The sequence below is a fragment of the Mycobacterium sp. IDUB_17 genome, from assembly GCF_055419465.1.
In genome coordinates, this window is record NZ_JBVAXS010000001.1 from 935,629 (window position 1) to 959,470 (window position 23,842).

Sequence of the window (23,842 nt, forward strand, 5' to 3'; positions counted from 1 at the left end):
GTCAGGCCGTCTTGCGCAGCACGAGCAGCGAGCGGGCCTGTAGCGAGATCTTCTCGCCCGCGGCGACGACCAGATCGGAATCGCCGGTCGGGCTGGCGGTATCCAGGTCGCCCGTCCATTCGGCGGCGTAATCGCCGTTCGGGGTGACGAAGTCCTGCTCGTGGTCATTTGCGTTGAAGCACAACAGGAACGTGTCGTCGACGACGCGTTCACCTCGGGCGTTGGGGGCCGGGATGGAATCGCCGTTTAGGAACACCGCGACACAGGTACCCAGCCCGGCGCCCCAGTCTTCCGGGGTCATCTCGGTACCCGCCGGGGTGAGCCACGCTATGTCGCGGACCTGGTCACCGCTTCGGATCGGCTTGCCCTCGAAGAACCGGCGACGCCGAAATGCCGGATGGCGCTTGCGGAAGGCCAATACCTTGCGGGTGAACTCGAGATGGTCGGCGTTGGTCTCGAGTAACGACCAGTCCACCCAGGAAAGCTCGGAGTCCTGGCAGTACACATTGTTGTTGCCCAACTGGGTCCGACCGATCTCGTCGCCGTGGGCGATCATCGGGGTGCCCTGGGACAGCATCAATGTCCCCATGATGTTGCGCATCTGCTTGGCGCGCAGGGCCAGGATCTCCGGGTCGTCGGTCGGCCCCTCGACACCGCAGTTCCACGACCGGTTGTGGCTTTCGCCGTCGCGGTTGTCCTCACCGTTGGCCTCGTTGTGCTTCTCGTTGTAGGACACCAGGTCGTTGAGGGTGAACCCGTCGTGGCAGGTGACGAAGTTGATGCTGGCTCCGGGCCGTCGGCCGGTGGCTTCGTAGAGGTCCGACGAGCCGGTGAGCCGGGATGCGAACTCGCCCAGCGTCGAGGGCTCGCCGCGCCAGTAGTCCCGCACGGTATCGCGGTACTTGCCGTTCCACTCGGTCCACAGGCCGGGGAAATTGCCGACCTGGTAGCCGCCCTCGCCGACGTCCCACGGCTCGGCGATCAGCTTCACCTGGCTGACCACCGGGTCCTGCTGGACCAGATCGAAGAACGCCGAAAGCCGGTCCACGTCATAGAATTCGCGGGCCAGCGTGGAGGCGAGGTCGAATCGGAACCCGTCCACGTGCATCTCCAGCACCCAGTACCGCAGCGAGTCCATGATCAGTTGCAATGTGTGCGGGTGCCGGGCATTGAGGCTGTTGCCGGTCCCGGTGAAATCCTTGTAGTACTCGGGTTGTCCGTCGAGCAGCCGGTAGTAGGCGGCGTTGTCGATGCCGCGGAAATTGATGGTCGGACCGAGGTGGTTGCCTTCGGCGGTGTGGTTGTACACCACATCCAGGATGACCTCGATACCCGCGTCGTGGAACGCCTTGACCATGGTCTTGAACTCGGCCACTGCACCGCCGGCGTGCCGGGTGGCCGCGTATTGGAAGTGTGGGGCGAAGAAGCCGACAGTGTTGTAGCCCCAGTAGTTTCGCAGCCCGAGGTCCAGTAGCCGGTGGTCGTGCATGAACTGGTGTACCGGCATGAGTTCGATCGCGGTGATGTTCAGCGACTGGAGGTATTCGATGACCACCGGGTGGCTGAGCCCCGCGTACGTGCCCCGGAGTTCCTCGGGGATCCCCGGGTGGGTCTCGGTCATCCCCTTGACGTGCGCCTCGTAGATCACCGTGTCGTGATACGGGGTCTTGGGTGCGCGGTCCGAGCCCCATTGGAAGAACGGGTTGATGACCACGCTGGTCATGGTGTGTCCCAGGGAGTCGACCTGGGGCGGGGTTCCGGTACCGGGCGGGTCGGCCGTCAGGTCGTAGGAGAACAGGGCCTGGCTGAAATCGAAGTCGCCGTGGAACGACTTGCCGTAGGGGTCCAGCAGCAGCTTGCTGGGGTCACATCGATGTCCGCTGCCCGGATCCCAGGGGCCGTACACCCGATACCCGTACCGCTGTCCCGGCGTGACCGTCGGCAGGTAGGCGTGCCAGACGTAGCCGTCGACCTCTTCGAGATTGATCCGGTGCTCGGTGCCGTCCTTGGCGATCAGGCACAGCTCGACGCGTTCGGCGACTTCGGAGAACAGCGAGAAGTTGGTGCCCGCACCGTCATAGGTCGCGCCGAGCGGGTAGGGCTCGCCGGGCCAGACAGTCGACATCGGCGTGGGGATGGAAGACGGCGGCACTGCGGACGGCGGCGGCATGGCTTCACCACCAACCGGTGGCAGCTGCCATCTGGCGGCCCAGTTCACCTGTCATCGTGCGCATATATGTCGTGGAGATGTGATGGGAGTCGTGATACAGCAACACATTTCCCTCGACCGCTCGGCAATAGTCCTTACGGCACACCGCATCGCTCATGTCGAGTGGCTTGAGCAGAGGAAACCTTCCGACGAAATCCAGCGTGGGGTTGTGGTCGGAGAGTACCTTGGACCGCTCGATGCCGCACGAGATGGAATCGCCGCCATTGGCCAGGCAGTCATACGGGAAGTACGGCTGGCCATTTCGGGTGAGCCACGGCGTGTCGCGCATCGCGAGGATCGGAATGTTGTTCTGGGAAAGGGTTTCCCAGATGCCGATGTAGGTGCCGGGCATGACGTCGCCGTCTTTGATGTTCCACGGCCGGGTCGAGGTGGTGAACACATAATCGGGGCGATCGGTGATGAGCTGGGCCATCACCTTTTCGTTCCACTCATGACATTTCGGGTATGCGCGATTGTCGCCCATCACCAGTGGCGTCTCCTCCGTGGTCAGAGGACAACCCATTTTGAGGTACGTGACCACTTTGAAGTTGTGCCGGCGGCCCAGTAGGTCCAGCGCGGTGATCCAGTGCTCGGCGTGCGACCCGCCCGCTACTGCGACGGTGCGCGTCGCGTCCTTGTCGCCGTACGTGCAGTTGATGACGTCGGTGTTGCCGAAATCGCTGATACAGCCGTCGGTGGTCGACGCGGGCAGATCGTCCTTGGCCTCGAGCACGGTGGGGCGCATCGGCAGCTTGGGCACCCGCGCGTGATCGACCAGTGCGCGCGCTCCCGGATAGTCGCGGGCCGACAGCCCCGACAGCTCCTTGCCATTGGCGCGCTGCACGGTGACATGCTCACGCCAGGTGAAGGAGGTGGCCGTCAGCGCGACACCGAGAAGGCCGACGATGGAGCCGAGGACGATCGTCGGTCGGCGCAGACGGACCCGTAACGGAAGGGCAGGCGCGGCGGCGGGGGCGGCCTTGGCCTGCTGTGAGCGCAGCGGCTCTTCGATGTAGCGCGTGGTGAGCCAGGCCAGAACACCCGAAACCAGCAGCACGACCGTGCCCTCGAGGAAGTTGGCGTGGGCGTGGCCCGAGTAAGACAGCCAGAAGATCAGCAACGGCCAGTGCCACAGGTAGAGCGAGTAGGCCATCGAGCCCAGCGACACGAACGGCTTTGTCGCCAGCATCCGGTTGGGTGCGGGCAACCGCTGGCCCGCGTTCGGATCGTCGACCCGGTTGGCGGCGGTCAGGATGAAGATGACGGTGGCGCCGACCGGAACCAGCGTCCACGGCCCGGGAAACTCCTTGACACCGTCGATCCACCAGCCACAGGTCAGGATCGCGGCCAGCGAGACGGTGGCCAGGACGGTGCGCAGCCACATCGGCCAGCGCACCGCCGGGACCAAGGCCCCCGCCAGTGCGCCGATCAGCAGCTCCCAGCCGCGCGCAAAGCTGTTGTAGTAGGCGGTGGCCTGGTCCGTGTTGTGCGCGATGATCGCGTACACGAAGGACGCGATGGTGAGCGCGCTCAGTAAAACGATGAACGCGGTGCGCAGGTGCCGGCCGAACAGTCGACGGCCGAGGAAAGCGAACCCGAAGACCAACAACAGGAATGCCAGATAGAACTGCCCCTGGACCGACATCGACCAGATGTGCTGCAGCGGGCTGACCGCCTCACCAGCGCGAAGGTAGTTCGCGGCAGTGTTGGCCAGCTCCCAGTTCTGGTAGTAGCCCAGGCTCGCCAGACTTTGGTCAGCAAACGTTTCCCAGCGGGTCTCGGGCTGCACGAGGATTGTCATCAGCGCGGCTGCGGCAAGCACCACGACCAGTGCGGGTAGCAATCGCCGAATCAACCGGACCACTTCGGGAAGCGGCCACAGCGGCGCCTCCGGGTTGAGTGCGATGCGCAGGATCTTGCCGCCGAAGAAGAATCCCGACAGCGCCAGGAAAACGTCGACACCACCGGAAACCTTGCCGAACCAGATGTGGAACATCGCCACGAGGGCGATCGCGACGCCGCGCAGTCCATCCAGATCATGGCGGTAAAAACCCGATGCTCGGGTACCCATGGCGGCGCGCGGAACGGAACCGGAATCGGCGCCGGGCTCCGTCCGGGGGGCATCAAGGGTTTTCATGGTCGAGGCCAATTTACCTAACATCGGCCTGCCGCTCATATTTCGGATGCGTGCGTCACGTTCGGTGAGCAAAGAGCTAGGCTGCCCGACTGTGCCTGAGCTGACCCCAGCGCAGATCAATGCCATCGACGCGGACCACATCTGGCACCCCTACAGTGCCATGGGTTCCGACACACTTCCGCCCGTGGTGGCGGTGGGTGCCAAAGGCGCGTGGCTGACTGTGATCGACCCTACCGACGGCGCACCGATCGAGGTGATCGATGCGATGGCGTCCTGGTGGACTGCCGTGCACGGACACGGGCACCCAGTGCTGGACCGTGCGATCACCGACCAGCTCGCGACCATGAACCACGTCATGTTCGGCGGTCTGACCCATGAACCGGCCGCACGGCTGGCCCAACTGCTGGTCGAACTGACCCCCGAGGGCCTGGAGACGGTGTTCTTCAGCGATTCCGGGTCGGTGTCCGTCGAGGTGGCGGTGAAGATGGCGCTGCAGTACTGGCGCAGCCGGGGCAGGGGCGCCAAGCACCGGCTGATGACCTGGCGTGGCGGTTATCACGGCGACACGTTCACCCCGATGAGCGTGTGCGATCCCGACGGCGGCATGCACTCCCTCTGGACGGACGTGCTGGTGGCGCAGGAGTTCGCGCCGCCTGTGCCCGCCGACTATCAACCGGCCTACAGCGAAGCGTTCGAGCGGCAGTTGGCCGACCATGCCGACGAGCTCGCCGCCGTGATCGTGGAACCCGTCGTGCAGGGCGCCGGGGGCATGCGCTTTCACGACCCGCGTTACCTGTCAGATCTGCGTGCGATCTGCGATCGCCACGATGTGTTGCTGATCTTTGACGAGATCGCCACCGGATTCGGCCGCACCGGCAAGTTGTTCGCCGCCGAGCACGCTGGGGTCAGTCCCGACATCATGTGCGTCGGCAAGGCGCTGACCGGCGGCTACATCACCCTGGCCGCCACGCTGTGCACGCGGGAGGTCGCGCGGACGATCAGCGCGGGGGAGCCCGGAGCCCTCATGCACGGGCCGACGTTCATGGCCAACGCGTTGGCCTGCGCGGTCGGTGTCGCTGCAGTGGAACTGCTGGTCAGCGGCGACTGGCCGGCCCGGGTGGCCGAGATCGAGGCGGGGCTGCGGGAAGGTCTCGAGCCGGCCCGCGCATTGCCGGGAGTGGCTGACGTCCGGGTGCTCGGTGCCATCGGTGTGATCGAGATGCGCGAGCCGGTGGACATGCGGGTGGCCACCTTGGCGGCGTTGCGCCACGGCGTCTGGCTGCGCCCGTTCGGCAAGTTGATCTATGCCATGCCGCCCTTCATCTGCACGACGGCGGAGGTGGAACAGATCACCGCAGGCATGATCGGCGTGGCTCGTGCACTAACCTGAACGGTGTTCAATTGTCGGCACCGCCGACGTGTTCAACTTGTCGGCACCGAGGAGCACCGCGTGACGCGAACCGATCTTTCACCGCTGGCCTGGCTGGCCGGCGTCGAGCAGCAACGTCGACAAGCCGGCCTGCGCCGCGAGTTGCGCACGCGTCCCGCGGTAGCCACCGAGCTGGACCTGGCCTCCAACGACTACCTGGGGCTGTCGCAGCACCCGGAGGTCCTCGATGGTGGCATCGAGGCGCTGCGGACCTGGGGCGCAGGTGCCGGTGGATCACGCTTGGTCACCGGTAACACCGAGTTGCACGAAGGGTTCGAGACCGCCCTGGCGACGTTCGTCGGCGCCGAGTCGGCGTTGGTCTTCTCCTCGGGTTACACCGCCAACCTGGGCGCCGTCGTCGCGTTGTCCGGTCCCGGCTCGCTGCTGGTCTCCGACGCGCTGACGCACGCGTCGCTCGTCGACGCCTGCCGGTTGTCGCGTGCCCGGGTGACCGTCACTCCACACCGTGACGTCGACGCGGTGGATGCCGCACTGTCGGCGCGCACCGAGGAACGCGCGGTAGTGCTGACCGAATCGGTGTTCAGCGCCGACGGCGTGCTGGCACCTCTGCGCGAGCTGCACGCGGTCTGCCGCCGCCACGGCGCACTGTTGCTCGTCGATGAGGCACACGGGCTCGGTGTGCGCGGACCGGGTGGGCAGGGCCTGCTGTATGAGGAGGGGCTGGCCGGGGCGCCCGATGTGGTGATGACGACGACGCTGTCGAAGGCGCTGGGCAGCCAGGGCGGCGTGGTGCTCGGTCCGGAAGCGGTGCGCGCCCACCTGATCGATGCGGCCCGCCCGTTCATCTTCGACACCGGCCTGGCGCCGGCGGCCGTCGGTGCGGCGTGGGCAGCCCTGCGGGTGCTGATCGCCGAACCGCAGCGCGCGCAAGCTGTGTTGGATCATGCCGCCGAACTCGCCCGGATTTCCGGGGACACCGCGGTGCCGGACTCGGCGGTCGTCTCGGTGATCCTCGGTGAGCCCGAGGTGGCGGTGGCCGCGGCCGCGGCCTGTCTGGACCGCGGCGTGCGGGTGGGGTGCTTCCGGCCGCCGACGGTGCCCGAGGGAACCTCACGGCTGCGATTGACTGCGAGGGCCTCGCTGACCGCCGACGAGATGGACCTGGCCCGTCAGGTGTTGACCGAGGTGCTGTCGAAGGCCCGGTTGTGAGCACGCTGGTCGTCACCGGTACCGACACCGGCGTCGGCAAGACAGTGACGACCGCCGCGCTGGCGTGCGCGGCACGCCTGACCGGCCTCGACGTCGCGGTCTGCAAGCCGGTGCAGACCGGAACCGTCGACGGCGACAACGACCTCGGTGAGGTGCAGCGGCTGTCCGGGGTGGACAACTTGCATGGGGGATGGCGTTATCCGGAGCCGCTGGCGCCGGTCGCGGCCGCGGACCGGGCCGGGTGTGCGTTGCCGACCCGCGCGGAGTTGGTGGACGCGGTGCGTGCCGCCGAGATCGCCGGCGGGCTGACCCTGGTCGAGGGTGCCGGTGGCCTCCTCGTCGAATTGGGTGCCGACGGCGTCACGGTGCGTGATCTGGCCGCCGATCTGTCCGCCGCTGTCCTGGTGGTGGTGTCGCCCGGGCTGGGCACACTCAACCACACCGCATTGACGTTGGAATCGCTTGCTGGGCAGGGGATTCCATGTGCCGGGCTGGTGATCGGAGCATGGCCGGAGCATCCCGGCGTCACAGAGTCGGGCAACCGGGAGGCCCTGGCGCAGCTGGCGCCCGTACGTGCGGTGCTGCCCGCGGGGGCCGGCGGCGCGAGTGCCGCGGAGTTCGAGGCACTGTGCGCCGACGCGTTCGACCGGGACTGGCTGATCGGTCTGATCTGACGTGGTGCACTCCGTCGAACTGGTCTTCGATCCGGACACCGAGGCCGCGGTCCGCGGAATCTGGGATACGCTGCGCGACAAGGACATTCCCAGCCAGGCGCCGGCCAGTCGGCCGCATGCGACCCTGACTGTCGCCCAGCGCATCGACGCCGAGGCCGATGCGGTGCTGACCGAACTCGTGGACCGATTCCCGCTGCCGTGCCGGCTCGGTGCGACCCTGATCTTCGGGCGTTCGGCCGGAGTGCTGGCGCGGCTGCTGGTGCCGACCGATGAACTGCTCGGCATCCAGGCTGATACGTACCGACTGTGCCTGCCGTTCATGGACCCGGCCCCGATGCCACACGCTGAACCGGGGAACTGGACCCCGCACGTCACGCTGGCCCGGCGGGTGGCTCCGGCGAGGTTGGCCACAGCCGTGCGGATCGCCGGACGTCCCGCCGAGATCGTCGGCCAGGTGACGGGGTTACGGCATTGGGACGGCGACAAGCGCCTCGAACACCCGATCGGCTGATCGGCCGGCGATCAGCCCCGGCTGCGTTGCGGGATGTCGCGTCCGGAGCCGAGGGTGCTGGCGCCCCGCACGGCCAGACCGTCGACCAGCAACTGCAGGCCGAACGCGAACTGGCGTGACGTATCGCGATCGAGCACCGACTGCTCATCGGCCAGCGCACCCGCGGCGTCCCACTGCAGTCGGGACTGCTCGTCGGCGGTGAAGCCCAGCACGTAATAGAGCACGGTGCGGGCGGCCAGCTCGTCATCCGGCGACATCACGCCGGCCTGCTTCGCGGCATCGGCGAGCTGCCCCACGATTGCACCGACCGTCTGGGACTTCCCGGCGGCAAAACTGGATGAGACCAGCTCGGCCCCATCGGTGTGCGACAGCAGTGCGTCACGCAACGCCACGCAGGTCTGGTGGATTCGGCTCGGCCACGCTGTTGCGGCGCCCTCGGTGCGGACGGGTTGCAGAATGCGGTCGGCAACGGCGCCGAGCAGTTCCTGTTTGTTGGCGAAGTGCCAGTACAGGGCGCCCGGGCTGACGCTGAGCTCACGGGCCAGACGCCGCATCGTCAGGTCGGCGATGCCGTAGTTGTCCAGGATGGCCGTCGCCGCATCCACCACGTCGGGTTTGTGGAGTTGCACACCGTTACCCTAGCCTGAACGGTGTTCAAGTATCGGCTCGGCCGACGTGTTCAACCGTCGGCCCGGCCGGCAGACGATCCACAGGAGGACTTTTCGGTGACGCAGGCAGCCGTAGATGTACTGGGCGTAGCTCGCGAGCAGGTTCTGGAGCGTGGCGTCGGCCTCGACCGGGATCAGACGCTGCAGGTGCTGCAGCTGCCCGACGACAAGCTCGAGGAGCTGCTGGCCCTGGCCCACGAGGTCCGGATGAAGTGGTGTGGCCCCGAGGTCGAGGTCGAAGGCATCATCAGCCTCAAGACCGGCGGCTGCCCGGAGGACTGCCACTTCTGCTCGCAGTCGGGTCTGTTTGCCTCCCCGGTGCGCAGCGCCTGGCTCGACATCCCGAGCCTGGTCGAGGCCGCCAAGCAGACTGCCAAGACCGGCGCCACCGAGTTCTGCATCGTGGCCGCGGTGCGTGGCCCCGACGAGCGGCTGCTGGCCCAGGTGGCCGCAGGCATCGAGGCGATCCGCAACGAGGTCGACATTCAGATCGCCTGCTCGCTGGGCATGCTGACCCAGGAGCAGGTGGACCGCCTCAAGGACATGGGCGTGCACCGCTACAACCACAACCTGGAGACCGCGCAGTCGTTCTTCCCGAATGTGGTCACCACCCACTCGTGGGAAGAGCGCTGGGGCACGCTGGAGATGGTGCGTGAGGCCGGTATGGAGGTCTGCTGCGGCGGCATCCTGGGCATGGGGGAGACGCTGGAGCAGCGTGCGGAGTTCGCCGCCAACCTGGCCGAGCTGAACCCGCACGAGGTGCCGCTGAACTTCCTCAATCCGCGCCCGGGCACACCGTTCGGTGATCTCGAGGTGCTGCCGGCCTCTGAGGCGCTGAAGGCCGTGGCCGCGTTCCGGTTGGCGCTGCCGCGCACCATGCTGCGCTTCGCCGGTGGCCGCGAGATCACTCTCGGCGACCTCGGCGCCAAGCAGGGCATCCTGGGCGGCATCAACGCCGTCATCGTCGGCAACTACCTGACCACGCTGGGTCGCCCGGCCGAGTCGGACCTGGAATTGCTCGATGATTTGCAGATGCCGATCAAGGCACTGAACGCCAGCCTGTAGAACTGGTGGTGATGGTTCACGATTTGCCCGCGCCCGTCGGCGCCGGCCTATACAACGTCTACACCGGGGTCCAGGCTGACGCGGCGGAGGGAACTGTGCTTCCCACCGCGGCTCAACTCGGCCTGGAACCACCCCGGTTCTGCGCCGAGTGCGGCCGCCGGATGATCGTGCAAGTGCGGCCGACCGGGTGGTGGGCCAAGTGCTCGAGGCATGGGCAGGTGGATTCGACGGACCTGGATACGCGGCGATGAGCCTCTCGGGCGAAGAGCAGAAGGCACCGATGAGCCTCTCGGGCGAAGAGCAGAAGGCACCGATGAGCCTCTCGGGCGAAGAGCAGATGCTGTCTGTCGGCCTGGCGCCCGCCAATATCCCCGGCGCACCGCGAGTTTCGCGGGAGCGGGCGGTGCTGATCGTCATTGGTGCACTGGCCGTGGTTGGTGCCGTCCTCGGTGCCCTGTGGGCCTTCGTGGCCCCCGGCGTGCACGGCGTGGTGGCTCTGACCCGTAGCGGCGACCGGGTGCACGCCTATCTGGGCGGTGAGTCTGACCATTTCTTCACGTCGGCGTTCATGTTCGTCGGTTTGCTCGTCGTCATGGCGGTCGTGGCCGCCGTGGCAGTGTGGCAGTGGACCGCGCATCGCGGGCCGGTGATGGTGGCTGCGTTGGTCACCGGTTGTGCGGTGGCGACGGCGGTGGCGGCGGGAGTCGGTGCGGCACTTGCACACTGGAGGTTCGGTTCGCTCGATATCGCGGGCGCACCGGTCACCCCGGAACACCGTGTCCACTACGTGGTGGAAGCCGCGTCGGTGTTTTTCGGGCATACGCCGCTGCAGATCGCGGGGACGATTCTGTTCCCGGCTGCCATGGCAGCGATGGTCTACGCGCTGATCGCGGTCTCGACGGTGCGCGATGACCTGGGCGCCTGGCCCCCGGTGCAGACGCCGACCTATCCGGTGATCCCGCCGGTGGTCAGTCCGCCGGGGTCTTGATTCGATTCCCGGGCTGCTGCGGAGAGTCGGCCAGATATGGGTCGCGGCGGTAGTACCTGCGGTTGGTGAGCATGGCGACCAGAACCAGGGTGGCCAACGACGTCCCGTGTCCGACGAAGAACACCCATGCCCCGGGTCCGGTGTAGGGCTTCGTCGATAGAAAATTCGCGTGTTTCACCCCGGTGCAGTTCGCGGGCCGCCCTTGGGGTTGCCGCATACATATAGCCATGACGAAGACGATGGACGCCGCCGCATAGGGCCACCGTCGGGGCTGACGGACATACCGCATCTACCCCGATTTCTGCCGGCGCCAGGCAGGTCAGAGTGGGCGTCGTCGGACCGTGCGCCCCAAGGCGACTTTGGTGGCGATTCGGGCCAGCCGTGCCATGCCCATGTAAGTGATCGGATTGAGCAGCGTCGGCCACTTGGACCGCACCAGGTTTGCGGTCAGCGGGCGATCGGCGAACCGGTCGCTCAGCCAGCGCAGCGCCATCGGCGCCGAGAATGGGTGCAACAGCAGGTGTTCGCTGAACATGTCGCGGTGGTAGGTCACGTCGGCGCCGCCGGCCAGATAGGTGTCGGCGAGTTCGTCGATGTCGCCGACCGAGATGATCTCGTCGTGCACGGCCTGCACGATCAGGACGGGCGGAACCGGCACGGCCACACCGAGTTTGGTGTCCTCGAACACCTCACTGACTTCGGGTCCGTCGAGGATTTCCTCCAGTGGCATGTCGACCAGGTCGGCCATGTCGGTCCGGAACATCTGCACCATGGCTTCCACGGTGGTCAGGCGGTGCAACCGGTCCAGGATTTTGCGTCCCTCGGTCGTGGCGTGCTCGGCGATGACTCGGTTGAGACTGGGATAGATGTCGGAGAGGGCGGCCACCACAAGGGCCGGCAGGCCCGAGAACACGGTGCCGTTGAGCCGGCGGAAGGTGTTTCCGAGATTGCCGACGGGCGATCCGAGGACGGCGCCGACGATGTTGAGCTCAGGTGCGTAGCTGCCGGCCATCTCGGCGGCCCAGGCGCTGGCCAGGCCGCCGCCCGAGTATCCCCACAGACCGATGCGCGCCGACGGTGACAGCGACAGGTGTTCGGTGTTGATTGCCGCACGCAGGCCGTCGAGCACCCGGTAGCCCGGCTCGTAGGGCGCGCCCCACATGCCGTTGACACCCTCATGGTCGGGAACCGAGACCGCCCAGCCCTCGGCTAGGGCGGCCGAGATCAGCAGGAATTCCAGTTGGGCCAGGGAGCCGGTGGCTTTGGCGTGGTGGCGCAGGGCGTAGGACGGGAAGCACCGGGCCGAGATGGCGTCGATCGCGCACTGGTACGACACGACCGGGCAGTCCGGTGCCGCGTCGACCGGGACGATGACGGTGGTGGCTGCGGCTTCGGGGATGCCGTTGCGGTCAGTGGAGCGGTACAGCAGCTGCGTGGCCTGCAGGCGCTGCGGAATCAGGCCAAGAAACGCCAGTTCGACATCGCGGCTGCGTAGGACGGTGCCAGGCTCGGCGTGCTGGAAACCCGCAGGCGGGACGTAGAACGCATCGTCGTGGGGGAGCTGGGGTCGCGCCGCCCGGTCGAGCACCTCGTGAGGTGCCCGACCGATCCATTCGGCTCCGGAGACGCTGGCCGCACTGCCCAAGTCCATCCGGGCATTCTTGCTTAAGAAGGGTCTAAGAATCCAGTCGACTCACCCGGGCGGGCGCAGTGCGGCGAATGCGTCGGTGACGCGATACCTGGATTCGGTGAAGCGGTACAGCGCTGCCGGGCGCCCGCCGCTGCGGCCGGATCGCGCGGTGGTGCCGGTCGGGGTGATCACTTTGCGACGTTCCAGAACCCGTTGCAGGTTGGTGGCATCGACCTGATGGTCGAGCGCCGCGCTGTAGATGTCACGCAACGTGGAGAGGGCGAATTCTTTTGGCGCCAAGGCAAATCCGATGTTGGTGTACGACATCTTGGCCACGAGTCGAGTGCGTGCGTGTTCGACCATCGGCGCGTGGTCGAACGCCATCGGGGGCAGATCGCTGACCGGATGCCAGCGGGTGTCCGGCGGCAGGGCCGGGGTGGACGAGGAGGGCACCAGACCCAGGAATGTCGACGCGATTGTCCGTATCCCGGGCACTCGGGCGGGATCGGAGAAGACCGCCAATTGTTCGAGGTGGGCGATCTCGCGCAGGTCCACCTTCTCGGCCAGCTGTCGCCGTACTGAGCTGGTCAGATCCTCGTCGTCCTCCAGTCGCCCGCCCGGCAGAGACCATTTGCCCCGCTCCGGATCCAGCGCGCGTTGCCACAGCAGCACGTTGAGGGTGGGCTGCCTGGTGTCGAGGCCGCGAACCTGGAACACGGCGGCAAGCACTTCGTGCGCGGTGCTAATATGTGGCATGTTTTCGATTATAAGTCGAAAACCTGACTCAGTGGAGGAGGTCGGCGTGACCGCTCTCAATGGCACCCTTGCGGGGGGCTTGGCAGATCAGATCGTCGATGGCCCCGGTGGCTATTCCGGCGTAGACGGCGACGAGAAATGGGCCGCTGAGATCCGCCGTTTGGTCGAGCTGCGCGGTGCGACGCTGTTGGCGCACAACTACCAGTTGCCGGCCATCCAGGACGTCGCCGACCACGTCGGTGATTCTCTGGCGCTCTCGCGTATCGCCGCCGAGGCCCCCGAGGACACGATTGTGTTCTGTGGCGTGCACTTCATGGCCGAGACGGCCAAGATCCTCAGCCCGGACAAGACCGTGCTGATTCCGGATCAGCGGGCCGGTTGTTCGCTGGCCGATTCGATCACCACCGACGAACTGCAGGCCTGGAAGGACGAGCACCCCGGCGCGGTCGTCGTCTCCTACGTCAACACCACCGCCGCGGTGAAGGCACTCACCGACATCTGCTGCACCTCGTCGAATGCCGTCGAGGTGGTGGCCTCGATCCCCGAGGACCGCGAGGTGCTGTTCTGCCCGGATCAGTTCCTGGGCGCACACGTGCGGCGCGTCACCGGCCGCAAGAACCTGCACGTCTGGGCCGGAGAATGCCACGTGCACGCCGGGATCAACGGCGACGAGTTGGCCGCCCAGGCCAGGTCGCACCCCGGCGCCGAACTGTTCGTGCACCCCGAATGCGGATGTGCCACCTCGGCGCTCTACCTCGCCGGTGAGGGCGCGGTCCCGGAGGAGCGGGTGAAGATTCTGTCCACCGGCGGCATGCTCGACGCCGCTCGGGAGACTCGGGCGCGGCAGGTTCTTGTCGCGACTGAGGTCGGCATGCTGCACCAGTTGCGCAGGGCTGCACCCGAAGTCGAGTTCCTGGCGGTCAACGACCGCGCCTCGTGCACCTACATGAAGATGATCACCCCGGCCGCGCTGCTGCGGAGCCTGGTCGAAGGCGCCGACGAGGTGCACGTCGATCCCGAAACCGCTCGCCTGGGTCGTGCCAGCGTGCAGCGCATGATTGCGATTGGCCAGCCCGGCGGCGGCGAATGACCCCGACGGGCAGCGCCCGGGGATCGAGCCGCTTCGCCTGCGGCAGTTCAACGCTGTGGCAACAGCGCGCTGACGTCGTCGTCGTCGGCACCGGGGTCGCGGGCCTGGTGGCGGCCCTGGCCGCGCATCGCCGCGGCCGCCGGGTGGTGGTGCTCAGCAAGGCCCGCGAGACCGCGACGTTCTACGCCCAGGGCGGGATCGCCGTGGTGCTGCCCGACACTGACGACTCCGTCGAGGCGCACGTCGCCGACACGGTCGCCGCCGGGGGCGGCCTGTGTGACCCGGATGCCGTGCGCTCCATCGTCGCGGCCGGCTATGACGCGGTGGCTGATCTGGTGGCCGACGGCGCACAGTTCGACGAGACCGCTCCCGGGCGTTGGGCGCTGACCCGCGAGGGCGGACACACCCGGCGCCGGATCATCCACGCCGGCGGCGATGCCACCGGGGCCGAAGTGCAGCGGGCTCTCGACTCTGCGGCGGCCAACCTCGACATCCGCCGTGACCATGTGGCGCTGCAGGTCCTGCGCGACGACGCCACGGTGACCGGGGTGCTGGTGCGCAACGAGGACGGTCTGGGGATCATCCACGCGCCGTCGGTCATCCTGGCCACCGGGGGCCTCGGTCACGTGTACGCGGCCACCACCAACCCCAGTGGCTCCACGGGTGACGGCATCGCCCTCGCGATGTGGGCCGGTGTTCCGGTCCGCGACATCGAGTTCGTTCAGTTCCACCCGACCATGTTGTATGCCGAGAACAGCGGTGGGCGTCGCCCTCTCATCACCGAGGCGCTGCGCGGTGAAGGCGCCATACTCGTTGACTCGCAAGGTAACTCGGTGACCGACGGGGTGCACCCGATGGGGGACCTGGCTCCGCGGGACGTGGTCGCTGCAGCCATCAACGCCCGGCTGAGCGCCACCGGCGACCCGTGCGTGTACCTCGATGCCCGGGGTATCGCCCAGTTCGCCGACCGGTTTCCCACGGTGGCGGCGGCGTGTGCGGCGGCCGGTGTCGATCCGACCCACCAACCCATCCCGGTGGTTCCGGGCGCGCACTACAGCTGCGGCGGCGTGGTCACCGACGTGCATGGACGCACCGAACTGCCCGGGCTCTTCGCCGCGGGGGAAGTGGCCCGCACGGGGATGCACGGAGCCAACAGGTTGGCCTCCAACAGCCTCCTGGAAGGACTCGTCGTGGGCGGCCGGGCCGGCCGGCTCGCCGCCGAGCACGCCGGCGCAGCAGGTTCGGTGCGTGCACAGGCACCGCAGGACCGGCCTTATGACTCGGTTGACCGAGATGCCTTGCAGCACGCCATGTCTGAACATGCCTCTGTGGTCCGCAACGCCGGAGGCCTACGTCAGCTCGATGCCGTTCTTGCCGATGCGCGCTCGGTGCAGCCCGCCAACCGCCAGAGCTTCGAGGACGCTGCCCTCACCGCGACGGCACGCGCAATTGCCGTGGCCGCCCTGGCCCGTACCGAAAGCCGTGGCTGCCACCATCGCGGCGATTACCCCGAAACCGACCCCGCTCAGGAGCATTCCGTGACGATTCGCGCCGTAGCCGGCTGTCCCGCCCTCGACACCGCAACGGTGGTGTGCTGATGGCACTTTCGGATATCGAGCTGGCCGAGGCTCGGGCCACGATCGCGCGGGCGCTCGAAGAAGACCTGCGCTACGGACCAGATATCACGACGCTGGCCACCGTGGGTGCCGATGCCATGACCACCGCCTCGGTGGTCAACCGGGAGCCGGGCGTGGCCGCGGGTGTGGACATCGCGCTGCTGGTGCTCGACGAGGTGCTCGGCGCTGACGGCTACCGCGTGATCGACCGCGTCGAGGACGGCGCCCGGCTGGACGCCCGTTCGGCGATCCTCACGGTCGAGGCGCCGACCCGCGGGCTGCTCACCGCCGAGCGCACGCTGCTGAACCTGATGTGCCACCTGTCGGGGATCGCCACCGCGACCGCGGCCTGGGTTGACGCGGTGGCCGGCACCAACGCCAAGATCCGCGACACCCGCAAGACGCTGCCGGGCCTGCGTGCGCTGCAGAAGTACGCGGTACGCGTCGGCGGCGGCGTCAACCACCGTATGGGACTGGGCGACGCCGCGCTGATCAAGGACAACCACGTTGCGGCGGCCGGGTCGGTGCTGGCCGCGCTCAAGGCCGTCCGGGCCGAGGCGCCGGACCTGCCGTGCGAGGTCGAGGTGGATTCGCTCGAACAACTCGACGATGTGCTCTCGGCCGACGTGGAACTGGTGCTGCTGGACAACTTCCCGGTCTGGCAGACCCAGATTGCGGTTCAGCGCCGGGACACGCGTTCACCCAAGACGCTGCTGGAATCCTCGGGCGGCCTGACGCTGGACAGCGCCGCCGATTACGCCGGAACCGGTGTTGACTACCTCGCGATCGGCGCCCTCACCCATTCGGTGCGGGTGCTCGATATCGGCCTGGACACCTAATCCGCAGCGGCTCGGCGTAATTCGCGTCGGGTCGCGGTGGGCGTCCACCCGGTGTGCGCGCGCACTGTGCGGCAGAAGTGAGCCTGGTCGGCGAAGCCCAGCGTGGCTGCGACGTCGGCCATCGTGGATTCGCCGCGGTGCAGGTGGTCGAGCGCCCGTTCGACCCGGACCCGGTTGCGGTACCGCGTCACCGACACCCCGAGTTCATTGCTGAACGAGCGGCTCAGCCGGTACGGGGATACGCCGAGAGTAGCTGCCAGGGGGAACAGGCCCACGGCAGCGTCATCGGCCTGCCTGATCGCCTCGCGGGCCTGTGCCACCAACCGCCGCTCGGAGAGCCGAGCCGGTGATCCGGCCGGTATCGGCCGTTGCGCCGCCGAACGCAGCGCCGCACCGACCAGCTGCACCAGCCCCTCGGCGAGCTGATAGTCGGGATCAGCGCGACCGGCGGCCAGAAGCCGCCTGTGCGCCAGTTCAAGCCGGGCGTCCACGTACACGGCGGCAGGGCCGGTCCGTTCCGGCTCCCCGGCGAGTTGCCACCAGTTTTCGGCGTTGAGTTGCAACGACGTACAGGCGTCGCCGCCGTGCGGATGGGCGAAATGTTCGGGCTCCCCGGGTGTACCGAGGTAGCCGAGCGTCGCATCGTGTTCCACCGCGCCGCCCGATCCACGACGGTGAAAGCGCCCCGAGCGCACCAGAACGAACCGCCCGTCGACCGGGCGTTCGGGCTCGGACCAGTCAGCGTGCTCGCCGGTGCAGCTCCAGGTGGCGATGCTGAAATCCGGCCGGGAAATCAGCGTCTGGGCGGTCAACACCTTCTGCACGTTAGCGATCGGGACCGACAGCCGCGGACGGCACCGACAGCCCGCAAGAATGTTCAAGACACCGGGCCGGCGCCCGACCAGACTGGTGCCATGGCATCAATCCACATTGAGTTCGACGTTGAAGCTGACAGTTCGCGGGTCTGGCAGGTGATCGGCGACTGGGCGGAGGGCCCGGTACGCATGGCACCGGGCTTCGTGACGTCGTCTGAGGCTGACGGCGATGTTCGCGTCGTGACGTTCGCGGACGGATTCGTTGCCCGCGAGCGCCTGGTCAGCCGCGACGAGCCGATTCATCGAATCGCCTACTCACTGATCGGAGACGCCGCGCGCCCCGAACACGACAATGCGGTGATGCAGGTGGTGGCCGACGGCCCGCACCGTTGCCGGTTCCTGTGGTCGCGTGATGTCCTGCCAGACGACGCCGCCGGTCCCTTGCGGGCCGCGATGGAGCAGGCCGCGCCGATCATCAAGAGCGCGATGGAGTACACGTCGACTGGCTAGCCGGGATTGCGGAGCCTGCCGGTCGGTGATCACGGCAGGCTTCGAGCACTCAACCGAGGATTCCGGTCAGTATGTGGCTGAAATCCTCGGTTTGGTGCTCGACAGAGGGCTCCTAGGTCGCCGCGCCGCGGCGCACCAGCGAGAGCACCACGGCGGCCGTGGCGAACAGCCCGGAGAACACCCGGCCGAGGATGGTCTGCTGCCGCGGTGTCTGCAGCCAGGTGAGCAGCCGGGCTGCCAGACCGGTGTAGAGGCTCATCACGACCACGTCGACGGCGACCATGGTCGCCCCGATCGCCAGGTACTGCGGCAGCAACGGCGCCGTCGGCACCACGAACTGCGGCAGTACCGCGACCAGGAACACCAAGCCCTTCGGGTTGGTGGTGTTCACGAGGAATCCGCGCATCACCAAGGCCGGCCGGCCGCGCTCGCCGGTGCCGCCCATCCGGTCGCGAAGGTCCTGCGAGGCGCTACGCCATTGCTGGATCGCCAGGTAGATCAGATAGGCCACACCGATCCACTTCACGATGTGGAAGGCCAACATCGACCTGGCGACGAGGGCGCCCAAGCCGACGGCGACCAACACCAGTTGCAGGAGCAGACCGATCTGGAGTCCGAGCACGCTCCACGACCCGCGCCGTACGCCATGGGTCAGGCCGGTCGCCATCGACTGGATCGCCCCGGCTCCGGGGGACACGCTGATGGCGATCGACGCGCCGAGAAACGCGAGCCAGATCTGCCAGGTCATGTATGCAGTCTGGCGACCGTGTCAAACGATATCTGCGACGAAGACGCCCATCCGGCGGGCCGCGCTGCGGGGGATCCGGGGGAGGGTCGGATCGTCGGTGCCCGCCGGCAGGACGCGCGGGTTGGTGATCTTGATGTCGCCGCGGAACAGGTGCACGTCGGCCCCGCCGGCCGCGATCACGTTCTTCACCCAGTTGGTCTTGCCGTGCATGAGCGTCACCGCGAAGACATTGCCCTTGCGGTAGCTGGTGACGATCGTCTCGTACGGCGTACCGGAGGTGCGACCCCGATGCTTGATCACGGTGAAACCAGGCAAGCGCCTGGAAAAGGGTTTCACCAGCGGGTTGATGTATTTGATCTGGAACCGCTCCAGCGCAGGTGGCATAAGCATCGGTACGCCGGGGGCGTTGTTCGGGTGGTCTTTCGCGGACATCTAGGGCTCCATTCGGCAGTCTGGAACTACCCTACGGCGGGTCGTGCCGGCGGCAGTGGACGACGGATTTTTATCAACTGGACTGATCAGGGACAATTGAACCGATGGCCGAGTTTCAGATGTCCCGTATCGACCTGCGTAACCGCGTGCTGAACGCCGCGCAGTTGCGATCCGCGCTGCCTCGCGGCGGAGTCGATGTGGACGCAGTGGTGCCCAAGGTCCGCCCGATCGTGGAGGCGGTCGCCGAGCATGGCGCCGAGGCCGCCCTGGATTACGGCCATACCTTCGACGGCATCCGCCCCGACACCGTGCGGGTCCCCGTGGCCCGGCTCACTGCCGCCCTGGCCGACCTCGACCCCGACGTACGCGCCGCGCTGCAGGTCGCGATCGACCGGGCGCGCGCGGTGCACGCCGATCAACGCCGCACCGACACCACCACCACGCTGGCGCCCGGTGCCACCGTCACCGAACGCTGGGTGCCGGTCGAGCGCGTCGGGCTGTACGTGCCCGGCGGCAACGCCGTCTACCCGTCGAGCGTCGTGATGAACGTGGTGCCCGCGCAGACCGCCGGCGTCGATTCGCTGGTGATCGCCAGCCCGCCCCAGGCGGAATTCGACGGCCTGCCGCACCCGACCATCCTGGCCGCCGCGGCACTGCTCGGTGTCGACGAGGTGTGGGCGGTCGGTGGTGCGCAGGCGGTGGCGCTGCTGGCCTACGGCGGCACCGACACCGACGGTGCCGAGCTGGCCCCGGTGGACATGATCACCGGCCCCGGAAACATCTACGTGACTGCCGCCAAGCGGATCTGCCGCTCGCAGGTGGGCATCGACGCCGAGGCGGGCCCGACCGAGATCGCGATCCTTGCCGACGACACGGCCGATCCGGTACACGTCGCCGCGGATCTGATCAGCCAGGCCGAGCACGACGAGATGGCGGCCAGCGTGCTGGTCACCGACAGTGAGGCGCTGGCCGAGGCCACCGATCGCGAGCTCACCCGCCAGCTGGCAACCACCGTGCACGTCGACCGCGTTCGAGTGGCGCTCTCGGGCAAGCAGTCCGCGATCGTGCTCGTCGACGATATCGAGGCGGGGGTGCGGGTGGTGAACGCCTACGCGGCCGAGCACCTGGAGATCCAGACCGAGGACGCATCCGCCGTGGCCGGCCGGATTCGTTCCGCGGGAGCCATTTTCGTCGGCGCCTGGTCGCCGGTCAGCCTGGGTGACTACTGCGCCGGCTCCAACCACGTGCTGCCGACCGCGGGTTGTGCCCGGCACTCCAGCGGCCTGTCCGTGCAGACGTTCCTGCGCGGCATCCACGTCGTCGAGTACGACGAGGCCGCCCTCAAAGACGTTTCCGGACATGTGATCACGTTGTCCAAGGCGGAAAACCTGCCCTCGCACGGCGAGGCGGTACGACGGAGGTTCGAACGGTGATGAGCGCTTGCGCGAAGAACCGAGGGCGCAGATGAGCGCACAGGACGTGACGCTGGCCGATCTGCCGCTGCGCGAAAACCTGCGCGGGAAGTCGCCTTACGGAGCGCCGCAATTGGTGGTTCCGGTGCGGCTCAACACCAACGAGAACCCGCATCCGCCGACTCAGGCCCTGATCGACGACGTCGCCGCATCGGCCCGCGCAGCAGCCGCCGAACTGCACCGCTATCCCGACCGTGACGCGGTGGCGTTGCGGACTGACTTGGCGGCTTACCTCACCGCGGCCACCGGTGTGCAGCTCACCGTCGACAACCTCTGGGCGGCAAACGGTTCCAACGAGATCCTGCAGCAGCTGCTGCAGGCCTTCGGCGGGCCGGGCCGCACCGCGATCGGGTTCGTGCCGTCGTATTCGATGCACCCGATCATCTCCGACGGCACCCAGACCGACTGGCTGCAGGCTGCCCGCGCCGCGGACTTCGGACTCGACGTAGACGCAGCCGTTGCCGCCATAAAAGAGCGCTCACCCGACGTGGTGTTCGTGGCGAGCCCCAACAACCCGTCGGGCCAAAGTGTTTCGATCGCGGACCTGCGCCGTCTGCTGCAGGCGATGCCGGGGGGCATCTTGATCGTCGACGAGGCCTACGGCGAGTTCTCGTCGCAGCCCAGCGCGGTCACCCTGATCGACGAGTTCCCGGCCAAGCTGATCGTCACCCGCACGATGAGCAAGGCGTTCGCCTTCGCCGGCGGTCGGCTCGGATATCTGGCCGCCGCACCCGCGGTGATCGACGCGCTGCTGTTGGTGCGTCTGCCATATCACCTGTCCGTGCTCACCCAGGCCGCCGCGTGTGCGGCACTGCGGCACGCCGACGACACCCTGGCCAGTGTCGCGACCTTGGCCGCCGAACGTGACCGGGTGAGCGCTGAGCTGACTCGCCTCGGGTACCGCGTGATCCCCAGCGACGCGAACTTCGTGTTGTTCGGTCCGTTCCGCGACGCCCCGGCCAGCTGGCAGCGCTACCTGGACAAGGGAATCCTCATCCGCGACGTCGGTATCCCCGGCTTCCTGCGCACCACGATCGGTCTGGCCGAGGAGAACGACGCGTTCCTGGCCGCCAGCGCCGATCTGTCCGCCACCGAACTTCAGCCAGCCAACAGCCCGGTAGGAGCATCGTGACCCGTCGCGCGAAAGTCGAACGCAAGACCAGGGAATCCGACATCGTCGTCGAGATCGACCTCGACGGCACCGGTGTCGTCGACATCGACACCGGTGTCCCGTTCTTCGACCACATGCTGACCGCGCTGGGCACCCACGCCAGCTTCGACCTCACGGTGCACGCCAAGGGCGACATCGAGATCGAGGGGCACCACACGATCGAGGACACCGCGATCGTGCTGGGCCAGGCGCTCGGCCAGGCCCTCGGTGACAAGAAGGGCATCCGCCGGTTCGGCGACGCGTTCATCCCGATGGACGAGACCCTCGCGCACGCCGCGGTCGACGTGTCCGGCCGGCCGTACTTCGTGCACACGGGGGAGCCGGAGTTCATGGTGGAGTTCACCATCGCCGGATCGCAGGCGCCGTACCACACCGTGATCAACCGGCACGTGTTCGAATCGCTGGCGTTCAATGCCCGTATCGCATTGCACGTGCGCACGCTCTACGGTCGCGACCCGCACCACATCACCGAGGCGCAGTACAAGGCGGTGGCCCGCGCGTTGCGACAGGCCGTCGAGTACGACGCCCGGGTCACCGGCGTTCCGTCGACCAAAGGCACTCTGTGACCAAGAAAGTCATCGTTCTCGATTACGGATCGGGCAATCTGCGCTCGGCTCAGCGCGCGCTGGAGCGGGTCGGTGCCGACGTCGAAGTGACGGCCGATCCGGGTGCTGCCGCGGCAGCCGACGGCCTGGTGGTGCCGGGTGTCGGTGCGTTCGAGGCCTGCATGACCGGGCTCCGGGCGATCGGAGGCGAGAAGATCATTGCCGACCGCTTGCAGCACGGCCGTCCGGTGCTGGGTGTCTGCGTCGGCATGCAGATCCTGTTCGCCCGCGGAGTGGAGTTCGGAACGGAGTCCACCGGTTGCGGGCAGTGGCCCGGTTCGGTGACCCGACTGGACGCCCCGGTGATTCCGCACATGGGTTGGAATGTCGTCGATGCCGCTGCCGGCAGCACCCTGTTCAAGGGGCTCGACGCCGCCACCCGCTTTTATTTCGTGCATTCGTACGCCGCCCAGGAGTGGTCCGGTAATCCGGACGCACTGGTCACCTGGGCGACGCATCACGTGCCGTTCATCGCCGCCGTCGAAGACGGCGCGTTGTCGGCCACGCAATTTCATCCGGAGAAGAGCGGTGACGCCGGTGCGACGCTGCTCGCGAATTGGGTTGAGGGACTGTGAGTTTGATTCTGTTGCCGGCTGTCGACGTGGTGGACGGCAAAGCGGTGCGTCTCGTGCAGGGCAAGGCAGGCAGCGAGACCGACTACGGTTCGGCGCTGGAGGCCGCGCAGACCTGGCAGCGTGACGGCGCCGAGTGGATCCACCTGGTGGACCTGGACGCCGCCTTCGGACGCGGCAGCAACCGTGAACTGCTGGCCGATCTGGTCGGCAAGCTCGACGTGAAAGTCGAACTGTCCGGCGGCATCCGCGATGACGAGTCGTTGAAGGCCGCCATGGACAGCGGCTGCGCCCGGGTGAACATCGGCACCGCGGCGCTGGAAAGTCCCGAGTGGTGCCGCCGCGCCATCGCCGAATACGGCGACCGGGTAGCCGTCGGGCTGGACGTGCAGTTCGAGAACGACAGCTGGCGACTGCGCGGCCGTGGCTGGGAAACCGACGGTGGTGACCTGTGGGAGGTCCTTGATCGCCTTGATCGCGAAGGGTGTTCGCGGTACGTCGTCACCGACGTCACCAAGGACGGCACCCTCACGGGCCCCAATCTGGAACTGCTGGCGGCGGTAGCGGACCGCACCGACGCCCCGGTGATCGCCTCGGGCGGGGTGTCCAGCCTGGACGATCTCCGTGCGATCGCCACCCTGACCGGCCACGGAGTCGAGGGCGCGATCGTCGGGAAAGCGCTCTACGCCGAACGATTCACCTTGCCGCAGGCACTGGCCGCGGTCAGCGGATAAG

At 67.5% G+C, this 23,842-nt stretch carries 25 protein-coding genes; 16 read left to right on the forward strand and 9 right to left on the reverse strand.

Annotated features, from left to right (window positions below; translation table 11 throughout):
• Position 1: 1 nt before the first annotated feature.
• Both glgX and ACZYZ7_RS04545 read right to left on the reverse strand, forming a co-directional pair.
• Positions 2–2,170: a glycogen debranching protein GlgX gene (glgX, locus tag ACZYZ7_RS04540; protein WP_463740303.1), complete on the reverse strand. Its 2,169-nt coding sequence runs from the start codon at positions 2,168–2,170 to the stop codon at positions 2–4.
• A gap of 4 nt (positions 2,171–2,174) precedes the next feature.
• The gene (locus ACZYZ7_RS04545; RefSeq protein ID WP_463740304.1) at positions 2,175–4,346 is read right to left on the reverse strand and encodes an acyltransferase family protein; all 2,172 of its coding nucleotides are present in this window, start codon (positions 4,344–4,346) and stop codon (positions 2,175–2,177) included.
• A 46-nt stretch (positions 4,347–4,392) separates the two neighbouring features.
• Between ACZYZ7_RS04545 and ACZYZ7_RS04550 the strand changes: the two genes are divergently transcribed.
• Genes ACZYZ7_RS04550 through ACZYZ7_RS04565 form a run of 4 tightly spaced genes read left to right on the forward strand, consistent with a single transcriptional unit; the run spans position 4,393 to position 8,130 of the window.
• On the forward strand, positions 4,393–5,736 hold the full coding sequence (locus ACZYZ7_RS04550) for an adenosylmethionine--8-amino-7-oxononanoate transaminase (RefSeq protein ID WP_463740305.1): 1,344 nt from the start codon (positions 4,393–4,395) through the stop codon (positions 5,734–5,736).
• A 60-nt stretch (positions 5,737–5,796) separates the two neighbouring features.
• Positions 5,797–6,945 (forward strand): 8-amino-7-oxononanoate synthase, encoded by a 1,149-nt coding sequence (locus ACZYZ7_RS04555; protein ID WP_463740306.1) that lies wholly within the window; start codon positions 5,797–5,799, stop codon positions 6,943–6,945.
• Positions 6,942–7,619: a dethiobiotin synthase gene (gene bioD, locus ACZYZ7_RS04560; protein WP_135454445.1), complete on the forward strand. Its 678-nt coding sequence runs from the start codon at positions 6,942–6,944 to the stop codon at positions 7,617–7,619. The genes ACZYZ7_RS04555 and bioD overlap by 4 nt, the downstream gene beginning before the upstream one ends.
• A gap of 1 nt (position 7,620) precedes the next feature.
• On the forward strand, positions 7,621–8,130 hold the full coding sequence (locus ACZYZ7_RS04565; RefSeq protein WP_463740307.1) for a 2'-5' RNA ligase family protein: 510 nt from the start codon (positions 7,621–7,623) through the stop codon (positions 8,128–8,130).
• An 11-nt stretch (positions 8,131–8,141) separates the two neighbouring features.
• Here ACZYZ7_RS04565 and ACZYZ7_RS04570 read toward each other — a convergent pair whose 3' ends face one another.
• A complete protein-coding gene (locus ACZYZ7_RS04570; protein WP_450069198.1) occupies positions 8,142–8,759 on the reverse strand; it encodes a TetR family transcriptional regulator in 618 nt (205 codons plus the stop codon).
• 96 nt (positions 8,760–8,855) lie between these two features.
• Between ACZYZ7_RS04570 and bioB the strand changes: the two genes are divergently transcribed.
• From bioB to ACZYZ7_RS04585, 3 genes are all read left to right on the forward strand, one after another.
• Positions 8,856–9,863 carry a biotin synthase BioB gene (gene bioB / locus ACZYZ7_RS04575; protein WP_135454451.1) on the forward strand — a complete coding sequence of 336 codons (1,008 nt, stop codon included), beginning with the start codon at positions 8,856–8,858 and terminating at the stop codon, positions 9,861–9,863.
• Between the two features lie 11 nt (positions 9,864–9,874).
• Positions 9,875–10,114 carry a biotin synthase auxiliary protein BsaP gene (gene bsaP, locus ACZYZ7_RS04580; RefSeq protein ID WP_167857844.1) on the forward strand — a complete coding sequence of 80 codons (240 nt, stop codon included), beginning with the start codon at positions 9,875–9,877 and terminating at the stop codon, positions 10,112–10,114.
• A gap of 62 nt (positions 10,115–10,176) precedes the next feature.
• Positions 10,177–10,851, forward strand: coding sequence for a DUF2567 domain-containing protein (locus ACZYZ7_RS04585; protein WP_450069273.1), 675 nt, complete (start codon positions 10,177–10,179; stop codon positions 10,849–10,851).
• Here ACZYZ7_RS04585 and ACZYZ7_RS04590 read toward each other — a convergent pair.
• The 3 genes from ACZYZ7_RS04590 to ACZYZ7_RS04600 all read right to left on the reverse strand — a co-directional run bounded on the left by ACZYZ7_RS04590 (position 10,832) and on the right by ACZYZ7_RS04600 (position 13,237).
• Entirely contained in the window at positions 10,832–11,029 is a 198-nt protein-coding gene (locus ACZYZ7_RS04590; RefSeq protein ID WP_463740308.1) for a hypothetical protein, read from the reverse strand. The genes ACZYZ7_RS04585 and ACZYZ7_RS04590 overlap by 20 nt on opposite strands.
• Before the next feature lie 141 nt (positions 11,030–11,170).
• Positions 11,171–12,502, reverse strand: a complete 1,332-nt coding sequence (locus ACZYZ7_RS04595) for a lipase family protein (RefSeq protein ID WP_463740309.1) — start codon at positions 12,500–12,502, stop codon at positions 11,171–11,173.
• A gap of 42 nt (positions 12,503–12,544) precedes the next feature.
• Positions 12,545–13,237, reverse strand: a complete 693-nt coding sequence (locus ACZYZ7_RS04600) for an NUDIX hydrolase (RefSeq protein ID WP_463740310.1) — start codon at positions 13,235–13,237, stop codon at positions 12,545–12,547.
• Between the two features lie 46 nt (positions 13,238–13,283).
• Here ACZYZ7_RS04600 and nadA point away from each other — a divergent pair, with 46 nt between their 5' ends.
• From nadA to nadC, 3 genes are read left to right on the forward strand one after another with little or no spacing between them, the layout of a single operon-like run.
• The gene (gene nadA, locus ACZYZ7_RS04605) at positions 13,284–14,327 is read left to right on the forward strand and encodes a quinolinate synthase NadA (protein ID WP_463740311.1); all 1,044 of its coding nucleotides are present in this window, start codon (positions 13,284–13,286) and stop codon (positions 14,325–14,327) included.
• Positions 14,324–15,925 carry an L-aspartate oxidase gene (locus ACZYZ7_RS04610; RefSeq protein ID WP_463740312.1) on the forward strand — a complete coding sequence of 534 codons (1,602 nt, stop codon included), beginning with the start codon at positions 14,324–14,326 and terminating at the stop codon, positions 15,923–15,925. The genes nadA and ACZYZ7_RS04610 overlap by 4 nt, the downstream gene beginning before the upstream one ends.
• The gene (gene nadC, locus ACZYZ7_RS04615) at positions 15,925–16,782 is read left to right on the forward strand and encodes a carboxylating nicotinate-nucleotide diphosphorylase (RefSeq protein ID WP_463740313.1); all 858 of its coding nucleotides are present in this window, start codon (positions 15,925–15,927) and stop codon (positions 16,780–16,782) included. Before ACZYZ7_RS04610 ends, nadC begins: the two co-directional genes overlap by 1 nt.
• Here the strand turns inward: nadC and ACZYZ7_RS04620 are convergent.
• On the reverse strand, positions 16,779–17,597 hold the full coding sequence (locus ACZYZ7_RS04620) for a helix-turn-helix domain-containing protein (RefSeq protein WP_450069203.1): 819 nt from the start codon (positions 17,595–17,597) through the stop codon (positions 16,779–16,781). The genes nadC and ACZYZ7_RS04620 overlap by 4 nt on opposite strands.
• Positions 17,598–17,696: 99 nt before the next feature.
• Between ACZYZ7_RS04620 and ACZYZ7_RS04625 the strand changes: the two genes are divergently transcribed.
• Complete coding sequence (locus ACZYZ7_RS04625) at positions 17,697–18,107, forward strand: SRPBCC family protein (protein WP_463740314.1); 411 nt, start codon at positions 17,697–17,699, stop codon at positions 18,105–18,107.
• Between the two features lie 112 nt (positions 18,108–18,219).
• Here the strand turns inward: ACZYZ7_RS04625 and rhtB are convergent, their stop codons facing one another.
• Positions 18,220–18,855 carry a homoserine/homoserine lactone efflux protein gene (gene rhtB, locus ACZYZ7_RS04630; protein WP_463740315.1) on the reverse strand — a complete coding sequence of 212 codons (636 nt, stop codon included), beginning with the start codon at positions 18,853–18,855 and terminating at the stop codon, positions 18,220–18,222.
• 21 nt (positions 18,856–18,876) lie between these two features.
• On the reverse strand, positions 18,877–19,287 hold the full coding sequence (locus ACZYZ7_RS04635; protein ID WP_135454472.1) for a nitroreductase family deazaflavin-dependent oxidoreductase: 411 nt from the start codon (positions 19,285–19,287) through the stop codon (positions 18,877–18,879).
• Between the two features lie 104 nt (positions 19,288–19,391).
• Between ACZYZ7_RS04635 and hisD the strand changes: the two genes are divergently transcribed.
• Genes hisD through priA form a run of 5 tightly spaced genes read left to right on the forward strand, consistent with a single transcriptional unit; the run spans position 19,392 to position 23,841 of the window.
• Positions 19,392–20,720 (forward strand): histidinol dehydrogenase, encoded by a 1,329-nt coding sequence (gene hisD / locus ACZYZ7_RS04640; protein WP_463740316.1) that lies wholly within the window; start codon positions 19,392–19,394, stop codon positions 20,718–20,720.
• Positions 20,721–20,751: 31 nt separating this feature from the next.
• Positions 20,752–21,891: a histidinol-phosphate transaminase gene (locus ACZYZ7_RS04645; RefSeq protein WP_450069207.1), complete on the forward strand. Its 1,140-nt coding sequence runs from the start codon at positions 20,752–20,754 to the stop codon at positions 21,889–21,891.
• Entirely contained in the window at positions 21,888–22,496 is a 609-nt protein-coding gene (hisB, locus tag ACZYZ7_RS04650; RefSeq protein WP_135454477.1) for an imidazoleglycerol-phosphate dehydratase HisB, read from the forward strand. The genes ACZYZ7_RS04645 and hisB overlap by 4 nt, the downstream gene beginning before the upstream one ends.
• Entirely contained in the window at positions 22,493–23,110 is a 618-nt protein-coding gene (gene hisH / locus ACZYZ7_RS04655; protein WP_044518435.1) for an imidazole glycerol phosphate synthase subunit HisH, read from the forward strand. The genes hisB and hisH overlap by 4 nt, the downstream gene beginning before the upstream one ends.
• Positions 23,107–23,841 (forward strand): bifunctional 1-(5-phosphoribosyl)-5-((5-phosphoribosylamino)methylideneamino)imidazole-4-carboxamide isomerase/phosphoribosylanthranilate isomerase PriA, encoded by a 735-nt coding sequence (priA, locus tag ACZYZ7_RS04660; RefSeq protein ID WP_463740317.1) that lies wholly within the window; start codon positions 23,107–23,109, stop codon positions 23,839–23,841. Before hisH ends, priA begins: the two co-directional genes overlap by 4 nt.
• The last annotated feature ends 1 nt before the right edge of the window (position 23,842 follow it).

Excerpts from the sequence above, each read along its gene's own strand:
- bsaP (WP_167857844.1), top strand. The coding sequence starts at position 9,875 with ATGGTTCACGATTTGCCCGCGCCCGTCGGCGCCGGCCTATACAACGTC.
- hisD (WP_463740316.1), top strand. The coding sequence starts at position 19,392 with ATGGCCGAGTTTCAGATGTCCCGTATCGACCTGCGTAACCGCGTGCTG.
- nadC (WP_463740313.1), top strand. The coding sequence starts at position 15,925 with ATGGCACTTTCGGATATCGAGCTGGCCGAGGCTCGGGCCACGATCGCG.
- ACZYZ7_RS04600 (WP_463740310.1), bottom strand. The coding sequence starts at position 13,237 with ATGCCACATATTAGCACCGCGCACGAAGTGCTTGCCGCCGTGTTCCAG.
- ACZYZ7_RS04610 (WP_463740312.1), top strand. The coding sequence starts at position 14,324 with ATGACCCCGACGGGCAGCGCCCGGGGATCGAGCCGCTTCGCCTGCGGC.
- ACZYZ7_RS04595 (WP_463740309.1), bottom strand. The coding sequence starts at position 12,502 with ATGGACTTGGGCAGTGCGGCCAGCGTCTCCGGAGCCGAATGGATCGGT.
- ACZYZ7_RS04545 (WP_463740304.1), bottom strand. The coding sequence starts at position 4,346 with ATGAAAACCCTTGATGCCCCCCGGACGGAGCCCGGCGCCGATTCCGGT.
- ACZYZ7_RS04625 (WP_463740314.1), top strand. The coding sequence starts at position 17,697 with ATGGCATCAATCCACATTGAGTTCGACGTTGAAGCTGACAGTTCGCGG.
- glgX (WP_463740303.1), bottom strand. The coding sequence starts at position 2,170 with ATGCCGCCGCCGTCCGCAGTGCCGCCGTCTTCCATCCCCACGCCGATG.
- ACZYZ7_RS04550 (WP_463740305.1), top strand. The coding sequence starts at position 4,393 with ATGCGTGCGTCACGTTCGGTGAGCAAAGAGCTAGGCTGCCCGACTGTG.
- ACZYZ7_RS04635 (WP_135454472.1), bottom strand. The coding sequence starts at position 19,287 with ATGTCCGCGAAAGACCACCCGAACAACGCCCCCGGCGTACCGATGCTT.
- ACZYZ7_RS04645 (WP_450069207.1), top strand. The coding sequence starts at position 20,752 with ATGAGCGCACAGGACGTGACGCTGGCCGATCTGCCGCTGCGCGAAAAC.
- rhtB (WP_463740315.1), bottom strand. The coding sequence starts at position 18,855 with ATGACCTGGCAGATCTGGCTCGCGTTTCTCGGCGCGTCGATCGCCATC.
- ACZYZ7_RS04585 (WP_450069273.1), top strand. The coding sequence starts at position 10,177 with ATGAGCCTCTCGGGCGAAGAGCAGATGCTGTCTGTCGGCCTGGCGCCC.